General features: G+C 69.3%; 13 protein-coding genes. 9 read left to right on the top strand and 4 right to left on the bottom strand.

The features are described from left to right. Nucleotides 1–250 precede the first annotated feature (250 nt). A complete protein-coding gene (locus AQI88_RS06220; protein WP_066993103.1) occupies nucleotides 251–3,253 on the top strand; it encodes a bifunctional [glutamine synthetase] adenylyltransferase/[glutamine synthetase]-adenylyl-L-tyrosine phosphorylase in 3,003 nt (1,000 codons plus the stop codon). Here AQI88_RS06220 and AQI88_RS06215 read toward each other — a convergent pair. Continuing rightward, a complete protein-coding gene (locus tag AQI88_RS06215; RefSeq protein ID WP_208615724.1) occupies nucleotides 3,235–4,086 on the bottom strand; it encodes a phosphatase PAP2 family protein in 852 nt (283 codons plus the stop codon). The genes AQI88_RS06220 and AQI88_RS06215 overlap by 19 nt on opposite strands. A 114-nt stretch (nucleotides 4,087–4,200) precedes the next feature. After that, nucleotides 4,201–5,244 (bottom strand): LacI family DNA-binding transcriptional regulator, encoded by a 1,044-nt coding sequence (locus AQI88_RS06210; RefSeq protein ID WP_066993729.1) that lies wholly within the window; start codon nucleotides 5,242–5,244, stop codon nucleotides 4,201–4,203. A 356-nt stretch (nucleotides 5,245–5,600) separates the two neighbouring features. Here AQI88_RS06210 and AQI88_RS06205 point away from each other — a divergent pair, with 356 nt between their 5' ends. From AQI88_RS06205 to AQI88_RS06180, 6 genes are all read left to right on the top strand, one after another. Then, a complete protein-coding gene (locus AQI88_RS06205; protein ID WP_066993093.1) occupies nucleotides 5,601–6,872 on the top strand; it encodes an extracellular solute-binding protein in 1,272 nt (423 codons plus the stop codon). A 99-nt stretch (nucleotides 6,873–6,971) separates the two neighbouring features. Then, entirely contained in the window at nucleotides 6,972–7,976 is a 1,005-nt protein-coding gene (locus tag AQI88_RS06200; RefSeq protein WP_066993090.1) for a carbohydrate ABC transporter permease, read from the top strand. 19 nt (nucleotides 7,977–7,995) lie between these two features. Then, complete coding sequence (locus AQI88_RS06195) at nucleotides 7,996–8,901, top strand: sugar ABC transporter permease (protein ID WP_066993087.1); 906 nt, start codon at nucleotides 7,996–7,998, stop codon at nucleotides 8,899–8,901. Between the two features lie 153 nt (nucleotides 8,902–9,054). Continuing rightward, on the top strand, nucleotides 9,055–10,725 hold the full coding sequence (locus AQI88_RS06190) for a glycoside hydrolase family 13 protein (RefSeq protein WP_066993084.1): 1,671 nt from the start codon (nucleotides 9,055–9,057) through the stop codon (nucleotides 10,723–10,725). Between the two features lie 134 nt (nucleotides 10,726–10,859). Next, nucleotides 10,860–12,236 (top strand): alpha-amylase, encoded by a 1,377-nt coding sequence (locus tag AQI88_RS06185; RefSeq protein WP_208615723.1) that lies wholly within the window; start codon nucleotides 10,860–10,862, stop codon nucleotides 12,234–12,236. Nucleotides 12,237–12,277: 41 nt separating this feature from the next. After that, nucleotides 12,278–12,847 carry a hypothetical protein gene (locus tag AQI88_RS06180; protein WP_066993081.1) on the top strand — a complete coding sequence of 190 codons (570 nt, stop codon included), beginning with the start codon at nucleotides 12,278–12,280 and terminating at the stop codon, nucleotides 12,845–12,847. 69 nt (nucleotides 12,848–12,916) lie between these two features. Here AQI88_RS06180 and AQI88_RS06175 read toward each other — a convergent pair whose 3' ends face one another. Beyond that, complete coding sequence (locus tag AQI88_RS06175) at nucleotides 12,917–14,857, bottom strand: carbohydrate-binding module family 20 domain-containing protein (protein WP_244184050.1); 1,941 nt, start codon at nucleotides 14,855–14,857, stop codon at nucleotides 12,917–12,919. A gap of 333 nt (nucleotides 14,858–15,190) precedes the next feature. Here AQI88_RS06175 and pulA point away from each other — a divergent pair, with 333 nt between their 5' ends. Both pulA and AQI88_RS06165 read left to right on the top strand, forming a co-directional pair. After that, nucleotides 15,191–20,563: a pullulanase-type alpha-1,6-glucosidase gene (gene pulA, locus AQI88_RS06170; protein WP_066993078.1), complete on the top strand. Its 5,373-nt coding sequence runs from the start codon at nucleotides 15,191–15,193 to the stop codon at nucleotides 20,561–20,563. 36 nt (nucleotides 20,564–20,599) lie between these two features. Beyond that, nucleotides 20,600–20,962: a 5-carboxymethyl-2-hydroxymuconate Delta-isomerase gene (locus AQI88_RS06165; RefSeq protein WP_066993075.1), complete on the top strand. Its 363-nt coding sequence runs from the start codon at nucleotides 20,600–20,602 to the stop codon at nucleotides 20,960–20,962. An 11-nt stretch (nucleotides 20,963–20,973) separates the two neighbouring features. On the opposite strand, the gene AQI88_RS06160 is transcribed toward AQI88_RS06165, so the two are convergent. Then, on the bottom strand, nucleotides 20,974–21,663 hold the full coding sequence (locus AQI88_RS06160; protein ID WP_107118472.1) for a TetR/AcrR family transcriptional regulator: 690 nt from the start codon (nucleotides 21,661–21,663) through the stop codon (nucleotides 20,974–20,976). Nucleotides 21,664–21,669: the final 6 nt, after the last annotated feature.

Genomic DNA, 21,669 nt, shown 5'->3' with positions numbered 1-21,669 from the left:
CGTCCCCCGAACTGTGCCCACCACGCACCCGTCCCCCGAACTGCGCCCACCACGCACCGGCCCCCCGAACTGCGCCCACCACGCACCCGCCCCACAACACCCGAACAGGCACGCCCCAAGCCACAAGCACCTGCACGGGCGGCTGCAGGCATTCCCACCACGCACCCGCCCCCCAACCGCCCCAGAGCCCCAGCCGCCCTCTCCGGTTAGGCTCTGGCCAGGACGACCGAGACCCCAGGGGAGGCCGCGGATGACGCCGGGGCGCAGGAGCAGTACCTTCACGCGGCTGCTGCGGCACGGCTTCACCGCCCCTTCCGCAGCCGAGCGCCTCCTGGACAGCGCTGAGCTGTCCCCGGTCCGCGACGACCCGGTCCTTCTGGAGGCCCTGGGCGCCACGGCCGACCCCGACCTGGCCCTGCACGGCCTGGTCCGGCTTCTGGAGGCCCAGCCCGGGCCTACCGCCCACCGCGAGCTGCTGGACACCCTGACAGCGGCCAAGCCCCTGCGCGACCGCCTCCTGGGCGTCCTCGGCGCCTCGGCCGCCCTCGCCGACCACCTCGCCCGCCACCCGAGCGACTGGCAGGCCCTGGTCACCTACGAGCCCCGGGACCTCCACCCCGGCGTGGAGGAGTTCGAGCGCGGCCTGGCCGCGGCCACCGACCCCATCTCCCTGCGTGTGGCCTACCGCCGCTGCCTGCTGTCGATAGCGGCGCGTGACGTGTGCGGCACCACCGACCTCGCCGAGACCGCCGCCGAACTGGCCGACCTCGCCACCGCCACGCTGCGCGCCGCCCTGGCCCTGGCAGGCGCCGCCGCCCCCGGGGACGCCGCAGCCTGCCGCCTCGCGGTGATCGCGATGGGCAAGTGCGGCGGCCACGAGCTGAACTACGTCTCCGACGTGGACGTGATCTTCGTGGCGGAGGCGGCCGACGGCGCCGACGAGGGCAAGGCCCTCAGATCCGCCACCAAGCTCGCCTCGCACATGATGCGGATCTGCTCGGAGACGACGATCGAGGGCTCGATCTGGCCGGTCGACGCCAACCTCCGCCCCGAGGGCCGCAACGGCCCCCTCGTCCGCACCCTCAGCAGCCACCTCGCCTACTACCAGCGCTGGGCCAAGACCTGGGAGTTCCAGGCCCTGCTCAAGGCCCGCCCGGTCGCCGGGGACGCCGAGCTGGGCCGGGCCTACGTCGACGCGCTGGAACCCCTCGTCTGGAAGGCGGCCGAGCGCGAGAACTTCGTCGCCGACGTCCAGAAGATGCGCCGCAGGGTCGTGGAGAACATCCCCGCGGCCGAGATCGAACGCGAACTCAAACTCGGCCCGGGCGGTCTCAGGGACGTCGAGTTCGCGGTCCAACTCCTCCAGTTGGTGCACGGCCGCACCGACCCCGCCCTGCGCAGCGGCACCACCCTCGACGCCCTCCACGCCCTCGCCACCGGCGGTTACGTGGGCCGCGAGGACGCCGCCCGCCTCGACGAGGCCTACCGCTTCCTGCGCTCGATGGAGCACCGCATCCAGCTCTACCGGCTGCGCCGCACCCACCTCGTCCCCGAGGCCGAGCCCGACCTGCGGCGCCTGGGCCGGTCCCTGGGCCTGCGCACCGACCCGGTGGCCGAGCTCCAGCGCGAGTGGAAGCGGCACACCGGCGTCGTACGACGGCTGCACGAGAAGCTCTTCTACCGCCCGCTGCTCGACGCGGTCGCCCAGCTCGCCCCCGGCGAAGCGAGGCTGAGCGCCGAGGCGGCCCGGGAACGCCTGGTCGCCCTCGGCTACGCCGACCCGGCCGCCGCCCTGCGCCACCTGGAGGCTCTCGCCTCCGGCGTGACCCGCAAGGCGGCCATCCAGCGCACCCTCCTGCCCGTCCTCCTCGGCTGGTTCGCGGACTCCGCCGACCCGGACGCGGGCCTGCTCAACTTCCGCAAGGTCTCCGACGCCCTCGGCAAGACCCCCTGGTATCTCAGGCTGCTCAGGGACGAGGGCGCGGCGGCCGAGAACCTGGCCCGGGTCCTGTCGGCGGGCCGTCTCGCCCCGGACCTGCTCATGCGCGCCCCCGAGGCGGTGGCCCTGCTCGGCGACGGCGACGGCGGAGGCGGTTTGGAGCCGCGCGACCGCGCCCCGCTGGAGCAGGAGATCCTGGCCGCCGTGGGCCGCGCCGAGAACGCCGAGCAGGGCGTCACCGCGGCCCGTGGCGTCCGCCGCCGCGAGCTGTTCCGGACGGCCGCCGGGGACATCGTCTCGTCGTACGGCACCGAGACCAGCCCCGCCGAGCCCGACCAGGGCGCTCTGGTGGACCGGGTCGGAGCCGCGGTGTCCGACCTGACGGCCGCGACCCTGGCGGGCACCCTGCGGGCCGTCGTACGGGGCGGCTGGGGCGACACCCTGCCCACCCGGTTCGCGATTATCGGGATGGGCCGTTTCGGCGGCCACGAACTGGGCTACGGCTCCGACGCCGACGTGCTGTTCGTGCACGAGCCCCGGGACGGCGTGGCCGAGCAGGAGGCGGCTCAGGCCGCGAACAAGGTCGTCGCCGAGATGCGCCGCCTGCTGCAGCTGCCCAGCGCCGACCCGCCGCTGCTGATCGACGCCGACCTGCGCCCCGAGGGCAAGTCGGGACCGCTGGTGCGCACCCTGAAGTCGTACGAGGCCTACTACCGCCGCTGGTCGCTCGTATGGGAGTCGCAGGCGCTGCTGCGGGCCGAGCCGGTCGCCGGGGACGAGGACCTGGCCCGCCGGTTCACCGAGCTGATCGACCCGCTGCGCTACCCGGACCGCGGCCTGGGCGACGAGGCGGTCCGGGAGATCCGCCGGCTGAAGGCCCGGATGGAGTCCGAGCGCCTGCCGCGCGGCGCCGACCCGAGGCTGCACACCAAGCTCGGCCCGGGCGGTCTCTCCGACGTCGAGTGGACCGTCCAGCTGCTCCAGCTGCGCCACGGCTGGCGCGAGCCCGGCCTGCGCACCACCCGCACCCGCGCGGCCCTGGCCGCCGCCCATGAGGCCGGGCTGCTGTCCGCCGAGGACACGGCGGTGCTGGACGAGGCCTGGGTGCTGGCCAGCCGGGTCCGCAACGCGGTCATGCTGGTGCGTGGACGGGCCGGGGACACCTTCCCCACCGAGCCCCGCGAGCTGGCCGCCGTCGGCCGCTACCTGGGCTACGGCTCCGGGCACGCCGGGGACATGCTGGACGCCTACCGTCGTACGACCCGCAGGGCGCGCTCGGTCGTGCAGGAGCTGTTCTACGCGGCCGGGACCTGAGCCGGCGCGGCGGCCGGGTCCGGGGCCGGCCTCGGCAGGGTGTACGGCAGGCTGCCGAACCAGAGCCGGGCCACGGTGAAACCGAAGGTCAGGCACAGGACCCCGCCGACCGCGTCCAGCCAGAAGTGGTTGGCCGTGGCAACGATCACCAGCAGGGTCCCCGCCGGGTAGAGCAGTCCCAGCACCCGCACCCACGGCACCGACGCCAGCGCGAAGATCGTCAGCCCGCACCACAGCGACCAGCCGATGTGCATCGACGGCATCGCCGCGTACTGGTTCGACATGTGCTTCAGATCGCCCGAGGCCATCGAGCCCCAGGTGTGGTGGACCATGACCGTGTCCACGAAGTGCCCGCCGTTCATGAGCCGGGGTGGGGCGAGCGGGAACAGGTAGTAGCCGACCAGGGCCACGCCCGTGGTCGCGAACAGCACCAGCCGGGTCGCCGCGTAGCGGCCGGGATGCCAGTGGTACAGCCACACCAGGACACCCAGCGTGATGACGAAGTGCAGGGTGGCGTAGTAGTAGTTCATGCCGATGATCAGCCAAGTCGCCGAGTTCACGGCATGATTGACCGACTCCTCGACTGCGATGCCCAGCTGGTGCTCGACGCGCCAGACCCAGTCGGCGTTGCGCAGCGCCTCGGCCTTCTGCTCCGGGACGGCGTTGCGGATCAGCGAGTAGGTCCAGTAACTCACCGCGATCAGCAGGATCTCGAACCACAGCCGGGGCCTGCGCGGGCGGCGCAGCACACCCTGTCTGTCCTCGCCCGTGACGGCCTGCGGAACGGCCACTTCCTCGCGACCTTCCTGCTCTGTCACGGTCGAGTCACTCATAGGCACAGAGTCTGCCAGAAAAGGCTTCCTCGCCAGATCATCCCAAGGTTGGGTCCGCCGTGCATGTTCTACGACATACGGAGGACTTGCGCGTACACCCCTGATTGCTGCTGATCACCCGCGATTACGGTCACTTCGGTCATGCGGGGCCGAAGCGGTTGAACCGCGCACCACCAGCTCCGGCATGAACACGAACTCGCTGTGCGGCGCGGGCGTCCCGCCGATCTCCTCCAGCAGCGTGCGCACCGCAGCCTGGCCCATCGCCGGGACCGGCTTGCGGACGGTGGTCAGCGGCGGGTCGGTGAAGGCGATCAGCGGGGAGTCGTCGAAGCCCACCACGGACATGTCCCGGGGCACGTCCAGGCCCAGCTGCCGGGCCGCCCGTATGGCACCGAGCGCCATCATGTCGCTCGCGCACACCACCGCCGTGCAGTTCCGCTCGATCAGCGCGGTCGCGGCCGCCTGACCGCCCTCCAGGGTGTACAGCGAGTGCTGGACGAGCTCCGTCCCGACCGTCCCGGCGCTCAGTCCCAGCTGGTCCTGCATCGCGCGCACGAAGCCCTCGATCTTGCGCTGTACCGGCACGAACCGCTTCGGGCCGAGCGCCAGACCGATCCGGGTGTGGCCCAGCGACGCGAGGTGGGTCACCGCCAGCGTCATCGCGGCGCGGTCGTCGGGGGAGATGAACGGCGCCTGCACCTTCGGCGAGAACCCGTCCACCAGCACGAACGGCACGCCCTGCGCCCGCAGCCGCTCATAGCGCTGCATGTCGGCGGTGGTGTCGGCGTGCAGCCCGGAGACGTAGATGATCCCCGCCACCCCGCGGTCCACCAGCATCTCGGTCAGCTCGTCCTCCGTCGACCCGCCCGGGGTCTGGGTGGCGAGCACCGGGGTGTAGCCCTGCCGGGTCAGCGCCTGGCCGATGACCTGGGCCAGCGCCGGGAATATCGGGTTCTCCAGCTCCGGGGTGATCAGGCCCACCAGACCCTCGCTGCGCTGCCGCAGCCGCACCGGACGCTCGTAGCCGAGCACGTCCAGCGCGGCCAGCACGGACTGGCGGGTGGTGGCGGCGACGCCCGGCTTCCCGTTGAGGACGCGGCTGACGGTCGCTTCGCTCACCCCCGCCTGCGCAGCGATGTCCGCAAGCCGTGTGGTCACGGCACCGGACTGTACCGGCCGCACCGCGCCTTGCACACCGACGGGACGTCGTGCGCGGGCGGCCGACCGGCCTGCCGCGGATTGCTGCGTCATCGCGCTCCTCGTCCTTCTGTGTGGGGCCTCGATCGGCAAGAGCTTGCAGAGTCTTGCACAAGTGTGTCGCTACCCGCTGAGCGGCGCCAGAACCGGGCGGCGGCGACTTGTGCACAGGTCACGACGGGGTAACCGTCGTGTTTCCTTGCACTTTTTTTCTGCAAGGTCTTTCGCGGCGCTTACATCGCTGTTACGTTCCGAGTCGCCCGGCCGCCGCAACGGCGCAGTCGGCACCACTCGGGCTTAACCCTCAAGGAGAACTCATGCGGCGTGGCATAGCGGCCTCCGCGCTGGTGGCGTCCCTCGCCCTGGCGGCGACGGCGTGCGGCGGGAGCGACAGCGACAGCAAGTCGGACGGCCCGGTCACCGTCACCTGGTGGGACACGTCCAACGCCACCAATGAGGCACCGACGTACCAGGCCCTGATCAAGCAGTTCGAGGCCGCCAACAAGAACATCAAGGTCAAGTACGTCAACGTCCCCTTCGACCAGGCGCAGAACAAGTTCGACACCGCGGCCGGCTCCAAGGGTGCCCCGGACGTGCTGCGCTCCGAGGTCGGCTGGACCCCCGCCTTCGCGAAGAAGAGCTACTTCCTGCCGCTGGACGGCACCGACGCCCTCGCCGACCAGGCCAAGTTCCAGCCGAACCTGATCAAGCAGGCCCAGTACGAGGGCAAGACCTACGGCGTGCCGTTCGTCACCGACACCCTCGCCCTGGTCTACAACAAGGCCCTCTTCAAGAAGGCCGGCATCACCGAGGCCCCCAAGACCTGGGACGAGCTGAAGTCGGATGCCGCCAAGGTCAAGGCCAAGACCGGCGCCGACGGCTACTGGGGCTCCACCCAGGCCTACTACGCCCAGACCTTCCTCTACGGCGAGGGCACCGACACCGTCGACGCCACCGCCAAGAAGATCACCGTGAACTCGGCCGCCGCCAAGAAGGCCTACGGCACCTGGCTGAGCACGTTCTCCGGCAAGGGCCTGCACAAGGCCGACACCACCGCCGACGCCTACGCCCACATCCAGGACGCGTTCGTCACCGGCAAGGTCGCCGCGATCATCCAGGGCCCCTGGGAGATCACGAACTTCTACAAGGGCTCGGCCTTCAAGGACAAGTCCAACCTCGGCATCGCCACCGTCCCGGCCGGCTCCGCCGGCAAGGCGGGCGCCCCGACCGGCGGCCACAACCTCTCGGTCTACGCCGGCTCCGACAAGGCCCACCAGGCCGCGGCGCTGAAGTTCGTGCAGTTCATGACCTCGGCGAAGTCCCAGGAGACCATCGCCCTGAAGAACTCCACCCTGCCCACCCGCTCCGACGCCTACACCGCCCAGGTCAAGGCCGACCCCGGCATCGCCGGCTACCAGGGCGTCCTGGCCGCAGCCCAGCCCCGCCCGGCCCTGCCCGAGTACAGCTCCCTGTGGGGCCCGCTGGACATCGAGCTGCCCAAGGTCGCCGGTGGCAAGGAGTCCCTCGACAAGGGCCTGAGCAACGCCGAGGTGGCCATCGCCAAGCTGGTGCCCGACTTCAGCAAGTGACGCCCACGTGGCCGTCGGATTCTCTCCGAGGGGGGGAAGGATCCGACGGCCACCCGCCTGTGCCCAGGCCCGCCCCCTGATCTCCCGAAGGTGTCGAACATGACAGTCGCCATCGACCGCGCGACCGGCAACCGCCGCGGTGACCGCGCGCCGCGGCCCGGCCTGGGCCAGCGCATCAAGAACGGAATGCAGAAGTACTGGTACGCCTACGCGATGATCGCGCCGGTCGTCGTCGTGCTGGGCGCCATCGTGGGCTATCCGCTGGTACGCGGCATCTACCTGACCCTGACCGATGCCAACAGCCTCAACTCGGCCCGCACCATCGGCGTCAACCACATCGACGCCACGTACAAGTTCATCGGGATCGACAACTACAAGGACATCCTGTTCGGCCCGCTGTCGTACGACCGGTTCTGGTCGCACTTCCTGTGGACCGTCTTCTGGACCGTCGCCTGCGTGGCCCTGCACTACACCATCGGTCTCGGCCTCGCGCTCATGCTCAACCAGAAGCTGCGCGGCCGCACCTTCTACCGGCTGCTGCTGGTCCTGCCCTGGGCCGTGCCGACCTTCGTGACCGTCTTCTCCTGGCGGATCATGCTCTCCGACTCCGGCGCGCTCAACCAGTTCCTCGGCTCGCTCCACCTGCCCCAGCCGCAGTGGCTGGAGGACACCTTCTGGCAGCGATTCGCCGCGATCATGGTCAACACCTGGTGCGGTGTGCCGTTCATGATGCTCTCCCTGCTCGGCGGCCTGCAGTCCATCGACTCCACGCTCTACGAGGCCGCCGAGATGGACGGCGCCAGCGCCTGGCAGCAGTTCCGGCACGTCACCCTGCCCGGCCTGCGCTCGGTCAGCTCCACCGTCGTACTCCTCGGCATCATCTGGACCTTCAACCAGTTCGCCATCATCTTCCTGCTGTTCGGCCCCACCGGCGCGCCCGACGCCCAGATCCTCGTCACCTGGGCCTACTACCTGGGCTTCGGACAGCAGCCGCGCGACTTCGCCCAGTCCGCCGCGTACGGCGTGCTGCTGCTGTCGATCCTCACTGTCTTCACCTCCTTCTACTTCCGCTGGCTGAAGCGCAATGACCAGCTCGCCGTCTGACGCCGCAGGAGCCGCTGCCATGAGCACCACGACCCTTGAGAAGACCGAGGCCGGGCCCGCCCCCACCGCCGAGCCCCCGCGCCGCACCCGCCGGCGCGGCGAGCGTGGCCCGCTCGGCGCCGCCCTGCTGCACGGCGGCCTCGCCCTCGCGAGCCTGATCGCGCTGGCCCCGGTGGCCTGGCTGATCTTCCTGTCCCTCGGCCCGGACAAGGACGACTACCTGCACCCGGGCAAGATCCTGGGCAAGCTCACCTTCTCCAACTACAGCTTCGTGCTGCAGCACACCGGCTTCTTCGACTGGTTCAAGTCGACGATGATCGTGGCTCTCGGCACCACCTTCATCGGCGTGTTCGTCGCGGCCACCACCGGCTATGCCGTCTCGCGCATGCGCTTTCCCGGCTACAAGTCGCTGATGTGGGTCCTCCTGCTCACCCAGGCCTTCCCGATCGCCATCCTGATCGTGCCCATGTACGAGATCTTCAGCGAACTCGGTCTCATCGACACCTACTGGTCGCTGATCATCATCAACTGCACCACGGCCGTGCCCTACAGCGCCTGGCTGCTCAAGGGATACTTCGACACCATCCCCTTCGAGATCGACGAGGCCGGGCGCGTGGACGGGCTGAGCCCCTTCGGGACCTTCTTCCGGCTGATCCTGCCGCTGGCCCGCCCAGGGCTGGCCGTCGCCGGCTTCTACAACTTCATCACCGCCGTCAGCGAGGTCGCGTTCGCGACCACCTTCATGCTGGACGACTCGAAGTACACCTTCGCCGTCGGTCTGCAGACCTTCGTCAGCCAGCACGACGCGCAGTGGAACTACATGGCCGCCACCGCGGTGCTGATCGCGATACCCGTGTCCGTGTTCTTCTACCTCGTGCAGAAGAACCTCGTCACCGGCCTCACCGCAGGCGGCACGAAGGGCTGAGTCCCCTTTCCGCACAAGGGCTCCCGCGCGCCTGTCCGCGCGGGTAGGCGGCCGCGGTGCCCATCCGACCCCGCTGGCACCGCGGCCGCCTTGCACACCCGCCGCCGTACCCAGACACCCATGACCCGAACCCCGTTACGCATCAAGGAAGCCATGAGCCAGCAGCATCCTGCAGCCCCGGCCGACCACTCCGCCGTCGCCACCGTCGCCAAGCACCGCGACTGGTGGCGGGACGCGGTCATCTACCAGGTCTATCCGCGCAGCTTCGCCGACAGCAACGGCGACGGCATGGGCGACCTGGAAGGCGTACGCTCCAGACTCCCGTACCTGCGCGACCTCGGCGTGGACGCCGTATGGCTCAGCCCCTTCTACGCCTCCCCGCAGGCCGACGCCGGCTACGACGTCGCCGACTACCGCGCCGTCGACCCCATGTTCGGCAACCTGCTCGACGCCGACGCGCTCATCCGCGACGCCCATGACCTGGGCCTGCGCATCATCGTCGACCTGGTCCCCAACCACTCCTCCGACCAGCACGAGTGGTTCAGGCGCGCCCTCGCCGAAGGCCCCGGCTCGCCCCTGCGGGAGCGCTACCACTTCCGCCCGGGCAAGGGCGAGAACGGCGAACTCCCCCCGAACGACTGGGAGTCCATCTTCGGCGGCCCGGCCTGGACCAGGGTCGAGGACGGCGAGTGGTACCTGCACCTCTTCGCCCCCGAGCAGCCCGACTTCAACTGGGAACACCCGGCCGTCGGCGACGAGTTCCGCTCGATCCTGCGCTTCTGGCTGGACATGGGCGTCGACGGCTTCCGTATCGACGTCGCCCACGGACTGGTGAAGGCGGAGGGACTCCCGGACCTCGGCTCCCACGAGCAGCTGAAGCTGCTGGGCAACGATGTCATGCCGTTCTTCGACCAGGACGGCGTGCACGCCATCTACCGCCAGTGGCGCACGATCCTCGACGAGTACGCGGGCGAGCGCATCTTCGTCGCGGAGGCCTGGACCCCGACCGTCGAGCGCACCGCGAACTACGTCCGCCCGGACGAACTCCACCAGGCCTTCAACTTCCAGTACCTGGGCACGGAGTGGGACGCGGACGAACTGCGTACGGTCATCGACCGCACCCTGGAGGTGATGCGCCCGGTCGGCGCCCCCGCCACCTGGGTCCTCTCCAACCACGACGTCACCCGGCACGCGACGCGCTTCGCCAACCCGCCCGGCCTCGGCACCCAGATCCGCACGGCCGGCGACCGCGCACTGGGCCTGCGCCGGGCACGGGCGGCGACCTTGCTGATGCTCGCGCTCCCCGGCTCGGCGTACATCTACCAGGGCGAGGAGTTGGGCCTGCCGGACGTCGTGGACCTCCCCGACGAGGTGCGCCAGGACCCCGCGTACTTCCGGGGCGCCGGCCAGGACGGCTTCCGCGACGGCTGCCGGGTGCCGATCCCGTGGACCCGCGAGGGCTCCTCGTACGGTTTCGGCAGCGGCGGCAGCTGGCTGCCCCAGCCGTCGAGCTGGGCCGAGCTGAGCGTGGAGGCGCAGAGCGGCGTACCGGGCTCGACGCTGGAGCTGTACCGCGCGGCGCTGAGCGTGCGCCGCTCGCAGCCGGACCTGGGCGCCGGCGACGCGGTGGAGTGGCTCCGTGCCCCCGAGGGCGTCCTGGCCTTCCGCCGCGGCGAGTTCGTGTGCGTGGCGAACACGACCGGCGAGTCCGTGACGACCCCGTCCTACGGCCGCGTCCTGCTCACCAGCGGTGAGCTGACCGAGGCGGACGGCGAGACGAAGGTGCCGGCCGACACGACGGTGTGGTGGACGACCGTGGCCTGACGGCCCGTCTGAAAGTTCTTGCATAAACTTCACAACGGCCCGCTGTCTTTCGGACAGCGGGCCTTTAACATCTGCGTCACCGCAAGTTTGCTGAAATGTTGCAGCAAGCGCCTTCAAGGACGAAGGACCCCCACATGGCACGCAGAACCCTCCCCACGGCACTCACCCTCGCGACCGCAGCAGCGATTGGCATGTACCCGACGGAAGCCCAGGCCTCCCCGCCCGGCACCAAGGACGTCACCGCCGTCCTGTTCGAGTGGAACTACGCCTCGGTGGCCCGCGAGTGCACCACCGCCCTCGGCCCCGCCGGCTACGGATACGTCCAGGTCTCCCCGCCCGCCGAGCACATACAGGGCTCGCAGTGGTGGACGTCGTACCAGCCGGTGTCGTACAAGATCGCGGGCCGCCTCGGTGACCGCACGTCGTTCCAGAACATGGTCAACACCTGCCACGCGGCCGGCCTGAAGATCGTGGTCGACACCGTCGTCAACCACATGGCGGCCGGATCGGGCACGGGTACCGGCGGCTCGTCGTACACGAAGTACAACTACCCCGGCCTGTACTCCTCCTCCGACCTCGACGACTGCACGAGCCAGGTGACGAACTACGCCGACCGCTGGAACGTCCAGCACTGCGAACTGGTCGGCCTGGCCGACCTGGACACCGGCGAGGAGTACGTCCGCAAGACGATCGCGGGCTACATGAACGACCTGCTCTCCCTGGGCGTGGACGGCTTCCGCATCGACGCGGCCAAGCACATCCCGGCCGACGACCTGGCCAACATCAAGAGCCGCCTGACCAACCCCTCCGTCTACTGGAAGCAGGAGGTCATCTACGGCGCGAACGAGGCCGTCCAGCCCTCCGAATACACCGGCAACGGTGACGTCCAGGAGTTCCGCTACGCCTACGACCTCAAGCGCGTCTTCACCAACGAGAAGCTGGCGTACCTGAGCAACTACGGCGAGGGCTGGGGCTACCTGAAGAGTTCGGTGGCAGGCGTCTTCGTGGACAACCACGACACGGAACGCAACGGCTCGACCCTGAACTACAAGGACGGCGCCAACTACACCCTGGCCAACGTCTTCATGCTCGCCTACCCCTACGGCGCCCCGGACATCAACTCCGGCTACGAGTGGTCGGACGCGGACGCGGGCCCGCCGGACGGCGGCACGGTCAACGCCTGCTGGCAGGACGGCTGGAAGTGCCAGCACGCCTGGCCGGAGATCAAGTCCATGGTCGCCTTCCGCAACGCGACACGGGGCCAGGCCGTATCCAACTGGTGGGACAACGGCAACAACGCGATCGCCTTCGGGCGGGGCAGCAAGGGGTTTGTGGCGATCAACCACGAGTCCTCGTCGCTGACCCGCACGTATCAGACCTCGCTGGCGGCCGGCACGTACTGCAATGTGCAGAACAACACGACGGTGACGGTGAACTCCAGCGGGCAGTTCACCGCCACTGTGGGCTCGAACACGGCACTGGCGATCTACGCCGGCAAGTCGGGCTGCTGACGAGGCCAGGGGGCGTCAGACGTACATGGCATCCTCTGATCGTGGCCCATACAGACACGATCGAAGACCGGTACGACGACGAGTTGCCCCCTGTTCCGGCACCCACCACCCCCGCCGAGTGGGACGGCCTGATCGAGGAGTGGGACGAGATCCGGCACGGCTACTACCTCGGCGATGCGCAGCGCGCGGTAGTGGAATGCGCAAGGAACCTCGAGGTGAGTGTGGCGGCCGGCGGACCGGAGACCCCCCTGTGGACGCTCGGGCTGGTGCTGACAGGCCCTTACGTGGTCTACGCCCGCCCGGACGCGGCGGCCGAGACCCGCGTGCTGGAGGCAATGGGCGTGGTCGAACGTGCTCTTGGGGAGACCCCCTGTGCCCATGAAGCGCATCCCTGTGACGACATGCCGCTCGATGCCGAGCTGGACAACTTCCGGTACGTCCTGGAGATGCTGGCCCATCCGGAGCGGGACGCCGCCCATGAAGCGGCCCTGGCCGATGAGGAGAACTGGCCCGACGAGGACTCGGAGAACTGGTACGAGCGCCTGATGACGCGGGAGATATGGGCCTGCCCGCGCAATCTCGCCGGGTTTGCCCGGGCCTTTTCCGACTGAGACCGCCGGCGGAGTCGGCACACGCAGCGGCGCCGGTCCGCTCCGAAGGGGAGCGGACCGGTGGACCGGTTACTTCCAGGTGTCGCTCGTCGTGTAGCCGGACGAACTGCCCGTCGTGTACGAGCGGTTCGTTCCGGACTCCCAGGTCACGTTCCCGGAGCTGTCCTTCTTCAGGTACTTGTACTCGAAGGACGTGCTCTTGGGGACGATGACCAGCTTGCTCCAGGTCGGGTAGGACGCCGACGACAGCGCAATGGCGTCGCTCGTGTTCCAGGAGCCGAGGGAGGGGACGGAGCCGACGACGTAGACGTCGGTGCCCAGGTCGGTCGTCGCGGTCTCGTTGAAGGTGATGTCGGTCGCGCTCGCGTTCGCCACGTTCCAGGAGTTGTTCAGCGACAGCGCCGAGGTGGTCGTGGCGGCCGATCTGTTGGCGTTCGACTCCCAGGTCACATGGCCCGAGCTGTCCTTCTTGATGTATTTGAATGCGAACGAGGTGTTGACCGGCACGCTCACCTCCCCCGACCAGACCGGGTAGCCGGAGGACGACAGCTTGACCGCCTTCGAGGTGTCCCAGCCGCCCAGCGCCGAGAGGGACCCGACGACGTACACGTTCGTGCCGGACGCCGTGGAGGCGTACTCGTTGAAGGTCGCGCTCACCGTCGACGTCGAACCGCCGCCGCCCGTGTCGCCGCAGCCCACCGTGCAGGTGTAGGACGCGTTGGAGAAGGCGACCGCGCCCTTTGCCGGGATGGTGATCGAGGCGCTGCCGCCCGACACCGTCACCTTCGTCGCGCCGCCGTCGATGACGTTCGCGTACGTGCCGTCCGCCATGCCCGTCGTGAAGGTGTACGTCGCCGACGACGAGCCGTTGTTCAGCGCGAAGAAGCCCGCGCCGCTGCGGCCGAAGCCGATCACCGACGACGACTTGGTCTGCCGGTCGGAGACGGCCGCCGTGTCGACCGCGTTGTGCCAGGCCACCATGCCGACGACGGCGGTGTCGCGGTCCAGGCAGTACCAGGAGCCGCTGGAGCAGTCCGTGTCCGTGACGAAGCCCGAGGAGTTCGGCGGGGCCTGGTCGCTCTGGGTCCACTCCCAGCTGGCGTACACCGTGGGGGTCGACCACTTGTAGGCGAGCTGGAAGAGGTTCGCCAGCTTGTAGGTGTCGCCGTCCTTGTACGACATGTGCAGGCCGTTGCGCTCGGTGTCGTGGTTCGTCACGAACGACACCGAGTCGGCGGCGGGCAGGATGCCGCTGCTCTCGATCGAGGACAGGTCGCTCACGTTGCCCTGGAACGCCGACTTCAGCCTGCTCGCGTAGGTGAAGTCCAGGACGTCACCGGAGGCGTAGTAGTCCGAGGGCTGTGGGGTCGAGCCCGGGTAGATCTCCTGGAAGACGTACGGCGCCGAGCCCGACGTGGTGTTCGTCAGCTTGGACTCGATCGCCGCCAGGTCGGTCTCGGGGATGTGCTTGGCCGCGTCCACGCGGAAGCCGTCGACGCCGAGGGCGAGCTGGCTGTTGAGGAAGTTCGCGATGCCCGCGCGGACCGTGTCCGAACCCGTCTTCAGGTCGGGCAGGCCCAGGAGCTCGCAGTTCTGGACCTGGGTGAGGTTCGAGTAGTCCTGGATCGTCAGGTCGGACGTGGGGCACGACGTCGAGTCATGGTAGTCGGAGCGGTCCCACTGCGGGGTGTCGTACTTGTTGGTGACCGTCGTGCCGTTGTAGCCCGTGCCGGTCTGCGCGGCCGTGTGGTTGATCACCGCGTCGGTGTAGACCTTCACACCCGCCTGGTGGCAGGCCGTGATCATCGCGGCGAACTTCGCCTGCGATCCGAAGCGGCTGTTCAGGTCGTAGGAGTACGGCTGGTAGACGTCCCACCAGTAGGAGCTGGACTGTTTGAGGGACTCCGCCGGCGGCGCCACTTGCACCGCGCCGTAGCCGGCCGGGCCCAGTATGTTCGTGCACTCCGAGGCGATGGAGTCCCAGTTCCACTCCCAGAGGTTGGCGATCACGTCGCCCTTGGCGGTGGTGTCGGCCTGTGCGGGTTGTCGCCGGCAGGGCGATGGCTCCGGCCAGTGCGAGGGCGCCTGCGGCTGCGGCGGTCGCGGTGCGGCGGAGGGCACCCGGGGGTCGGTGTCTGTTCATGTGCGGCTCCGAACGGATCTCCGAAAAAAGGGACAGCGTTCAACAACCCGTGAGCGTGGGGCAGTTGAGAAGCCCGCGTCAAGGTTGACGTTGAAACTCCTTGCTATGAATTTCAAGGGTCTTGCTGTAAACCTTTCGCCAGCGGTACGGTCGCGCGGGGTCGGACCCAAGAGAGCCGCATTCGCTAGGAGTTACCGCCTGTGATACCCAGAGCGAGACGGGCCGCGGCCGTCACCGCCGTAGCCCTCGCCGCCGCACTGATCCAGCCACTGGCCGCCCATGCCGCCACCCCGCCCGCGCCCCCCTCGGACGCAGCCCTCGCCGCCCAGCCCGCCCGGCACGACGACACCCGCGACCAGTTCTACTTCGTCATGCCGGACCGTTTCGCCAACGGGGACAGGTCCAATGACCGGGGAGGGCTGACCGGCTCCCGCCTCAGCACCGGCTACGACCCCACCGACAAGGGCTTCTACCAGGGCGGCGACCTCAAGGGCCTGACCAAGCGGCTCGACTACATCAAGGACCTCGGCACCACCGCCATCTGGATGGCGCCGATCTTCAAGAACCGCCCGGTGCAGGGCACGGGCAGCAACGCCTCGGCCGGCTACCACGGCTACTGGATCACCGACTTCACCCAGGTCGACCCGCACTTCGGGACGAACAAGGATCTCCAGACCCTCATCTCCAAGGCGCACGCCAAGGGCATGAAGGTCTTCTTCGACGTCATCACCAACCACACGGCCGATGTCGTCGACTACGAGGAGAAGTCCTCCGACTACCTCTCCAAGGGCGCCTTCCCCTACCTGACCAAGGACGGTCGGCCCTTCGACGACGCCGACTACGCGGACGGCACCAGGAAGTTCCCGGCCGTCTCCGGCGCCTCCTTCCCCTACACCCCCGAGGTCACGAGCAACAGCAAGGTCCCGGCCTGGCTCAACGACCCGACGATGTACCACAACCGGGGTGACTCGACGTATGCCGGTGAGTCCACGACCTATGGCGACTTCTCCGGCCTGGACGACCTGTGGACCGAGCGTCCCGAGGTCGTCCGGGGCATGGAGAAGATCTACGAGCGATGGGTGCGGGACTTCGGCGTCGACGGCTTCCGGATCGACACCGTCAAGCACGTCGACCTGGATTTCTGGACCCAGTGGGCCACCGCGCTCGACAAGTACGCGGCCGCGCAGGGGCGGAAGAACTTCTTCATGTTCGGCGAGGTCTACTCCGCGGACACGAACATCACGTCCCCGTACGTCACCCAGGGGCGCCTGGACGCCACCCTCGACTTCCCCTTCCAGGACGCGGCCCGCGCCTACGCCTCCCAGGGCGGCAGCGCGCAGAAGCTGGCGAGCGTCTTCGGTGACGACTACAAGTACACGACCGACAAGGCCAACGCGTACGAGCAGGTCACCTTCCTCGGCAACCACGACATGGGCCGCATCGGGTACTTCCTGAAGCAGGACAACCCGAAGGCGACCGACGCGGAGATCCTGCGCAAGGACCGGCTCGCCAACGAGCTGATGTTCCTCAGCCGCGGCAACCCGGTCGTCTACTACGGCGACGAGCAGGGCTTCACCGGCTCCGGCGGCGACAAGGACGCCCGCCAGACGATGTTCGCCTCCAAGGTCGCCGACTACCTGGACGACGACGAGATCGGCACCGACCGCACTCACGCGAGCGACTCGTACGACACGAGCGCACCGCTCTACAAGGACATCGCCGCCCTCTCCCGGCTCCGCAGGGCCGACCCGGCCCTGACGGACGGCGTCCAGACCGAGCGGTACGCGGCCGACGGCGCCGGCATCTACGCCTTCACCCGTACGGACGCGAAGACGGGCGCCGAGTACGTCGTCGCCCTCAACAACGCGGGCGAGGCGAAGTCGGCCACCTTCGCAACCGGCTCGGCGGGCATGTCCTACCAGGGCATCTACGGCACGGACGCGACGACGAAGACCGACGCCGACCGCAAGCTCACCGTCACCGTTCCGGCCGGTTCCGCCGTCGTCCTCAAGGCCACCGGCGCCCTCGCCGAGCCCGCCGCCAAGCCGGCCCTCACCCTGAAGGCCCCGGCCACCGGGGCGACCGGGACCGTGGACGTCACGGCCGGTGTGGACGGTGGTCAGCTCAACCGGGTCGTCTTCGCCGCGCAGGTCGGCAACGGCCGGTGGAAGACCCTCGGCTCCGCCGACCACGCCCCCTACAAGGTCACTCAGGCCATCGGCAAGGACGTACCCGCCGGCACCGCCCTGCGCTACAAGGCGGTCGTGACCGACTCGGCCGGGCATACCGCGAGCGCCCTGGCGAGCAGCACCACCGGCACCCCGCCCGCGCCCGAGGCCCCCACGGCCTCCTCCCGGGACTATGCGGTCGTCCACTACAAGCGCACCGACGGCGACTACGGCAACTGGGGCCTGTACGCCTGGGGCGACCTGGCCGACGGCGAGTCGACCACCTGGCCGAACAGCCACCCCTTCGTCGGCCGTGATGCCTACGGCGCCTTCGCCTACGTCAAGCTCAAGCCCGGCGCTTCCCACGTCGGCTTCCTGGTCATCGACAAGGACGGCAACAAGGACGTCTCCGCCGACCGGTCCATCGACGTCACCAGGACGGGCGAGGTCTGGATCGAGCAGGGCAAGACCGACGTCCTGACGGAAAAGCCCGGCTCTCCCGCGCAGGACAAGACCAAGGCGGTCATCCACTACCACCGTGCCGACGGGAACTACGACGGCTGGGGTCTGCACGTCTGGACGGGTGCCGAGAACCCCACCGACTGGTCGAACCCGCTGAAGCCGGTGAAGACTGATGCCTATGGCGCGGTCTTCGAGGTACCGCTCACCGCGGGTGCCACCAGCCTCAGCTACATCATCCACAAGGGCGACGACAAGGATCTCCCCACCGACCAGTCCCTCGACCTCAAGTCCAACGGCTACGAGGTGTGGCTGTTGAACGGCCAGGAGAAGTACCTGCTGCCGCAGCCCGCGGGCAGTGCGGCCGCCCTCGACCTGACCACCTCCAAGGCGGTCTGGATCGACCGGAACACGGTCGCCTGGAACGGCGTCGACGGCGCCGCCTCCACTCAGCTGCTCTACTCCCACGACGGCTCGATCGCCGTCAAGGACGGTGCGCTGACCAGCGACGACGAGCGCTGGCTGCGCCTGACGAAGACCACGCTCAGCGACGCCCAGAAGGCGAGGTTCCCGCACCTGAAGGACTACACCGCCTGGTCCGTCGACCCGCGCGACCGGGACCGGGTGCGCGCGGCGCTCGGCGGGCAGCTCGTGGCCTCACAGCGCGCGGCGAACGGTGCCGTGCTGGCCGCGACCGGTGTGCAGATCGCCGGGGTGCTGGACGACCTGTACTCCGGCGCGACGAAGAGCGAGCTCGGGCCGGTCTTCCACGACGGCAGGCCGACCCTCTCCGTGTGGGCCCCGACGGCCCAGTCGGTGCACCTCGACCTCGACGGCACGGCCGTGAAGATGCGCCGGAACGCCACCACCGGCGTCTGGTCCGTCACCGGCCCGGCGTCCTGGAAGGGCAAGCCCTACCGGTACGTCGTGAAGGTCTGGGCGCCCAGCGTCCGCAAGGTGGTCACCAACAAGGTCACCGACCCCTACTCGGTCGCCCTGACCGCGAACTCCGAACGCAGCCTGGTCGTGGACCTGAACGACAGGTCCCTCGCGCCGAGCGGCTGGTCGGGTCTGCGTAAGCCCAAGGCCGTACCGCTGAAGGACGCGCAGATCCAGGAGCTGCACATCCGGGACTTTTCGGTCGCCGACAAGACCGTCCCGGCGAAGGACCAGGGCACCTACCTGGCCTTCACCGACAAGAACAGCGACGGCTCCCAGCACCTGCGGCAGCTGGCGAAGGCGGGCACCTCGTACGTGCACCTGCTGCCCGCCTTCGACATCGCCACCATCCCGGAGAAGAAGGCCGACCAGGCCAGAACCGACTGCGACCTGGCCTCCTACGCGGCCGACTCCGACAAGCAGCAGGAGTGCGTGGCGAAGATCGCCGCGAAGGACGCCTACAACTGGGGCTACGACCCGTACCACTACACGGTCCCCGAGGGCTCCTATGCCACCGACCCCGACGGCACCGCCCGTACCGTCCAGTTCCGCAGGATGGTCCAGGCGCTGAACGGGGACGGCCTCAGGGTCGTCATGGACGTCGTCTACAACCACACCGCCGCCAGCGGCCAGGCGGACACCTCCGTCCTGGACCGGATCGTGCCCGGCTACTACCAGCGGCTCCTCGCCGACGGCTCGGTGGCCGACAGCACCTGCTGCTCCAACACCGCGCCCGAGAACGCGATGATGGGCAAGCTGGTCGTGGACTCGATCGTCACCTGGGCCAAGGAGTACAAGGTCGACGGGTTCCGCTTCGACCTCATGGGCCACCACCCGAAGGCCAACATCCTGGCGGTCAGGAAGGCCCTCGACGCGCTGACCCCCGACAAGGACGGCGTCGACGGCAAGAAGATCATCCTGTACGGCGAGGGCTGGAACTTCGGGGAGGTCGCGAACGACGCCCGTTTCGTGCAGGCCACGCAGGCGAACATGGCCGGCACCGGCATCGCCACCTTCTCCGACCGCGCCCGTGACGCCGTGCGCGGCGGCGGCCCCTTCGACTCGGACCCCGGCGTCCAGGGCTTCGCGTCCGGGCTGTACACCGACCCCAACACGTCCACCGCCAACGGCACTGCGGCCGAGCAGAAGGCCCGGCTGCTGCACTACCAGGACCTGATCAAGGTCGGTCTGACCGGCAGCCTGAAGTCCTTCACCTTCACCGACAGCGACGGCAAGGAGGTCAAGGGCTCCGAGGTCGACTACAACGGAGCGCCCGCGGGCTACGCGGACGCGCCGGGCGACGCCCTCGCCTACGTCGACGCGCACGACAACGAGTCGCTGTTCGACGCCCTCACCTACAAGCTGCCCAAGGACACCTCCGCGTCCGACCGGGCCCGCATGCAGGTCCTGGCGATGGCCACGGCCGCCCTCTCGCAGGGTCCGGCCCTCTCCCAGGCGGGCACCGACCTGCTGCGCTCGAAGTCGCTGGACCGCAACTCCTTCGACAGCGGCGACTGGTTCAACGCCATCCACTGGGACTGCGCCGACGGCAACGGCTTCGGCCGGGGGCTGCCCATGGCGGCCGACAACCAGTCCAAGTGGAGTTACGCGAAGCCGCTGCTCGGCACGGTGAAGGTGGGCTGCCCGCAGATCACCGGCGCCTCGGCCGCCTACCAGGACCTGCTGAGGGTCCGTACGACGGAGAAGGCGTTCTCCCTAGGCACGGCCGCCCAGGTGCAGGACCGGCTGGCCTTCCCGCTGTCCGGGAAGGAGGAGACACCGGGTGTGATCACCATGCAGCTCGGTGACCTGGTCGTCGTGTTCAACGCCACCCCGGAGCGGCAGGACCAGCGGATCTCCGCGCTGGCCGGTGATCACTACCGGCTGCACCCGGTGCAGGAGTCAGGTGCCGACCCGGTGGTGAAGACCTCCTCCTACGCGGCCGGCTCGGGCACGTTCACCGTGCCGGCGCGGACCGTGGCGGTGTTCACCCGGGCGGCGAAGTAGGGTCGGTCGGGTCGTCGCCGTAGAACAGGAGTGCCCATGCCGCAGATCACCGTCGACTACTCGCACACGATGGAGGCCGCCTTCGACCGCGCGGGTTTCGCGCGGGCGCTGCACGAGGCGACCGTGGAGATCGCGGCGGCCAAGCCGGAGGCCTGCAAGACGCAGTTCCGGCCCGGCGCGTTCACGGCGTACGGATACGAGGACCCGGCGGAGCACGGGCACGCGATCGTGCACGTGACCATCGGGCTCCTCGCCGGCCGCAGCGACGAGACGAAGGCGAGGCTCACCCAGACCGTGCTGGAACTGCTCCGGGGCCACGTGGCGGAGAAGGGCTTCGCCCTGCACGCCTCCGCCGAGATCCGCGACCTGGATCCCTCGTACCGGAAGTTCGACCGCTAGAGGCCGGGCCCTCAGGGGGCCAGGGACATCAGTCGGCCGACGAGCTCTGCGAAGGGCCCGTCGGCCGGCTCGTCCTTGACCATCCTGTTCAGCAGGGCGGCCATCTCGGTGTCGTAGGCGGCGCTCACCGCCGCCAGCGCGGCGAAGTCGTGCACGAGCTGGAGTTCCAGTTCGGCGCGCGGGATGCGCCGGCCGTCCAGCCAGATCAGCGCCGTCGACTCGGCGAGCGAGATCCAGGAGCGGACGAGCAGTTCCATGCGCGCGGGTGCCTCGGAGACGCCCAGATGCGACAGGATCTGTTCGTAGGCTGACTGGCGTACGGAGTCGATGAGCGCGTTGGTCGTCGAGGAACCGACGGCCGGGCCGCCGCGCATCAGCGCCGAGAAGCCGGGGCCGTGTCCCTCCACGAAGTCGAAGTAGCGGCGCATCACGCGCAGCAGCCGGGCCCCCAGCGGACCTTCCTGCGGCTCCGCGAACCGGCCCGCCAGATCCTCCGAGGCACGCTTCAACGCGGCTTCGTACAGGCTGAGTTTGCCGGGGAAGTAGTGGTAGACCAGCGGGCGCGAGATGCCCGCCGCCGACGCTATCTCGTCTATGGAGACCTCGTCGGGCGAGCGGCGGCTGAACAGGTCGAGCGCGACGCCGATCAGCTGCTGCCGTCGCTCCTCGACGCCCATCCTGCGGCGAACCCCGGTAGTCATGCAAAC

It is taken from the genome of Streptomyces cellostaticus, from assembly GCF_001513965.1.
Classification (GTDB): Bacteria; Actinomycetota; Actinomycetes; order Streptomycetales; family Streptomycetaceae; genus Streptomyces; species Streptomyces cellostaticus.
This window is presented reverse-complemented; position numbering and strand designations above follow the sequence as displayed.